Annotated in this window: 3 protein-coding genes and 1 tRNA gene; all 4 read right to left on the reverse strand. The window is 41.8% G+C overall.

Features of this window, described 5'->3' with window-relative positions:
• Nucleotides 1–4 precede the first annotated feature (4 nt).
• The 4 genes from QZ265_RS10085 to gatC all read right to left on the reverse strand — a co-directional run bounded on the left by QZ265_RS10085 (nt 5) and on the right by gatC (nt 3,658).
• Nucleotides 5–81: transfer RNA gene (locus QZ265_RS10085), tRNA-Pro, on the reverse strand.
• A 53-nt stretch (nt 82–134) separates the two neighbouring features.
• A complete protein-coding gene (gene gatB / locus QZ265_RS10090; protein WP_296405833.1) occupies nt 135–1,655 on the reverse strand; it encodes an Asp-tRNA(Asn)/Glu-tRNA(Gln) amidotransferase subunit GatB in 1,521 nt (506 codons plus the stop codon).
• Nucleotides 1,655–3,154, reverse strand: a complete 1,500-nt coding sequence (gene gatA, locus QZ265_RS10095; protein ID WP_296405835.1) for an Asp-tRNA(Asn)/Glu-tRNA(Gln) amidotransferase subunit GatA — start codon at nt 3,152–3,154, stop codon at nt 1,655–1,657. Before gatA ends, gatB begins: the two co-directional genes overlap by 1 nt.
• A gap of 162 nt (nt 3,155–3,316) precedes the next feature.
• The gene (gene gatC / locus QZ265_RS10100) at nt 3,317–3,658 is read right to left on the reverse strand and encodes an Asp-tRNA(Asn)/Glu-tRNA(Gln) amidotransferase subunit GatC (RefSeq protein ID WP_296405837.1); all 342 of its coding nucleotides are present in this window, start codon (nt 3,656–3,658) and stop codon (nt 3,317–3,319) included.
• Nucleotides 3,659–3,950 lie beyond the last annotated feature (292 nt).

Here is a 3,950-nt window from a genome sequence, read left to right on the forward strand (position 1 = left end):
TGTTTGGTCGGAACGGCAGGATTTGAACCTGCGACCACTACACCCCCAGTGTAGTGCGCTACCAGACTGCGCTACGCCCCGATGGAAAAACTATTTTACTGATAAATAAACTTAATGCAACCCCTATACCACTATTAATCCAAAATCTCTTTTAGGATTTGGTTGACTTGCTGCGGGTTCGCCTTACCACGGCTGGCTTTCATAACTTGACCAACCAAGCCATTAAAGGCTTTTTCTTTACCACCTTTATACTCATCTACCATTGCTTGGTTATTGGCAATAACCTCTTCGACTATCGCTTTAATAGCTCCAGTATCGGTTTCTTGCTTTAAGCCTTTGGCATCGATGATTTTATCAGCAGCATCAACATCGTTACCGCCTTCACCGTCGTATAAAGCCGTGAACACTTGCTTCGCCAATTTACCAGATAAAGTATTGTCATTTAAACGTTTTAACAAGCCAGCCAATTGTTCAGTACTAATTGGAGACTTAGTGATGTCTTTGTCTTCTTTGTTCAAAGCACCAAGTAAATCTCCCATAATCCAGTTAGCCGTTAATTTTGCATGCTCTGTACCTACCGACTCAATTACCGCCTCAAAATAATCGGCTAAATCACGGCTGTCGGTTAAAATACGGGCATCATATTCAGACAAGCCAAGATCCTTCTCAAATCGCGAACGACGGATAACAGGTAACTCAGGCATACTGGCACGAATCGCATCAACCGTATGTTGTTCGATTCGAACCGGTAACAGGTCTGGATCTGGGAAATAACGGTAATCATCTGCATCTTCTTTGGTACGCATAATACGCGTTTCATCGGCTTCAGGATCGTACAACATCGTCGCCTGAATGATTGAACCACCATCTTCGATGATGTCGATTTGACGCTCAATTTCACGGTTAATGGCATTTTCGATATTACGAAAAGAGTTTAAGTTTTTAAGCTCAGTACGGGTACCAAATTCTTCACCAGGCTGACGAACTGACACGTTACAGTCACAGCGAAAAGAGCCTTCTGCCATAATAGCGTCAGAGATGTCCAACCAAGTTACCAACTGATGAATGGCTTTGATATATGCTACGGCTTCTTTTGAAGAACGCATGTCTGGCTCAGAAACAATCTCAATTAGAGGCGTGCCAGCACGGTTTAAGTCAATGCCCGTCATACCTGTGACTGCATCGTGCACAGATTTGCCCGCATCTTCTTCTAAATGACCACGGGTGATACCAATTCGCTTTGCATATTCGTTTTTTTCGCCTTCATTCACTACAATATCAATATAGCCTTTGCCCACAATAGGATTGGCCATTTGCGTAATTTGATAACCTTTTGGCAAGTCAGGGTAGAAATAGTTTTTACGGTCGAAAGTATTGAGCATACCCAGCTCTGCATTCACCCCTATACCGAATTTCAAAGCACGCTCAATAAGCCCTTCATTCAATACTGGCAACACACCAGGTAAGCCCAAATCAACAATATTCGCTTGCGTATTTGGCTCATTACCAAACTTCGTTGGCGAGCTGGAAAAGATTTTACTGTCGGTATTTAGTTGGCAGTGAATTTCAATACCAATGACCACTTCATAGCCGTCAATCAATAATTCTTTGCGAACGGGCTGATGGGTAGTGTTACTTTCAGTGATAGCAGTCATTAGATGCTCTCCTGTGCAGTAGCAGATAGTTTAGTATGATAGTCAGTGTGTTGCTGGAAGAGATGTGCGGTGGATAACAATTTGCTATCATCCCAGTGGTTACCAATTAATTGAAGACCTATAGGAAGTCCAGTTTCAGTGAACCCTGCTGGCATGCTGATGGCAGGCAAGCCAGCTAGGTTGACGCCAATGGTATACACGTCACCTAAGTACATAGTCACAGGATCTAGTGCTGTATTCAGCTTATAGGCAGCCGTTGGAGCAGTAGGACTGGCAATAACATCACAGTGTTCAAAGGCTTTTTTGAAGTCTTCTACAATTAAACGGCGTACTTTTTGAGCTTTGGTGTAGTAAGCATCATAGTAGCCAGCTGATAGCGCATAGGTTCCCATTAGAATACGGCGTTGAACCTCATCACCAAAGCCTTCAGAGCGTGACCGGGTATATAAGTCTGCTAAATCTTTTGGTTGCTCACAGCGATAACCAAAACGCACGCCATCAAAGCGAGAAAGGTTAGAAGAAGCTTCTGCAGGAGCCAACATATAATAAGTGGCTAGGGTAATAGCAGGATCGGTAATATGGACCTCTACAATCGTTGCTCCTAAGTCTTCATATTGCTTAAGCGCACTACGAACATTACTATCAACTTCTGCGTCTAGACCTTGACCAAAATATTCTTTAGCGATACCAATACGTAATCCTGCAAATGGCTTATTTGCATCTGCTTGTTCAGCGGAAGTATGCATTTCAGTTAAGTAATTTGGCACTTCACGTTTGATAGAAGTGGCATCTCGAGGGTCATGACCTACCATAGGCTGTAGCAAGTAAGCACAATCTTCAGCTGAACGACCAAATGTACCGGCTTGATCCAAACTTGAAGCATAAGCGATCATACCAAAGCGTGATACGCTACCATAAGTAGGCTTTATACCGGTTAAGCCACAGAAGGACGCAGGTTGTCGAATAGAGCCACCAGTATCACTGCCAGTGGCAAACGGTACAAAACCTGCAGCAACAGCAGCAGCAGATCCGCCTGATGAGCCGCCGGGAACACGTTCAATGTCCCAAGGGTTATGCACCGCCCCATAATAAGAGCTTTCATTATCAGAGCCCATAGCAAACTCATCCATGTTTAGCTTACCTAGGCACACGGCACCTGCCTCACGAATGTTAGAGACAATCGTAGCATCGTAAGGGGATACGAAGTTGTGAAGCATTTTTGAGCCTGAGGTTGTCAATAGACCTTTGGTACAAAACAGATCTTTGTGGGCCATAGGGATACCCAGCAAAAAAGCAGCATCGCCTGAGCTGCGCTTTTCGTCAGCAGCTTTTGCAGCCTTGCGAGCACCTTCTTCATCGACAGTAATAAAACTATTGATTTTGTCGTCAAGCTGGTGAATACGTTTTAAAAAATGATCTGTCAGTTCCAAGCTACTAAACTGTTGGGTTTTTAAACCGTCAGCAAGTTGAGCAACGGATAAGTGATGTAGGTCAGACATATTGGGTGTCCATTATTATTTATCAGCAGTAGGGGTGTTAATTAGAATTTATAGCACGCTTATTTTTTAAGAACAGTTATTTACAAATTATTATTAATAACTAAAAGTAGCACTTTTTTAAATAAATGATTTTTCTATAATCAGCTTTAAACTTAGCTAAGACTAGTCGATAACTTGAGGAACCAAGTACAAACCTTGTTCTACAGCAGGTGCTACAGATTGATTTAATTCGCGGTCAATATCAGCATTCGGAATATCAGCTCTTAATTCTTGAGCGGCTTCATGTACATTGGCTAGCGGTGTCAAATTGTCGGTGTTTACGCTAGATAGGGTTTGCATCATGTCTAAAATTTTTGCAATATCATCGGCGAAATTTTTAGCCGCTTCTTCATCGACGGCAAGACGAGACAGCTTAGCCACTTCTAAGATATCAGTGGTACATATTGAATCTTCACGGATACTGCTTATAGGCGTCTGCGATTGTAGTGTGCTAGGAGTAGTCATGAAATTAAGCATCCTGTTGAAATCGGTGAATAAAAAAACTAAGCAAACAATGTGAATAAAGATAGGGTTATAATTCGGGTTGTAAATTTATAAGCGTGTTTTATAGCCTAGCTTTTTTTATAGGCTTTATAGACTTTATATGTTTATTGGCTTTCCATTTTCAAAGCCGATGTATTTTATATAGCTTCTTATAGCTTATAGCATAATAGTAGCGAAATATTATAAAGCAAGTTGCAGTTATTTTCAGGCTTAGCTTGATAGGAGCTTATTTAAATAGGGACTTATTTAAATA

The organism is Psychrobacter sp. (assembly GCF_018260395.1).
Classification (GTDB): Bacteria; Pseudomonadota; Gammaproteobacteria; order Pseudomonadales; family Moraxellaceae; genus Psychrobacter.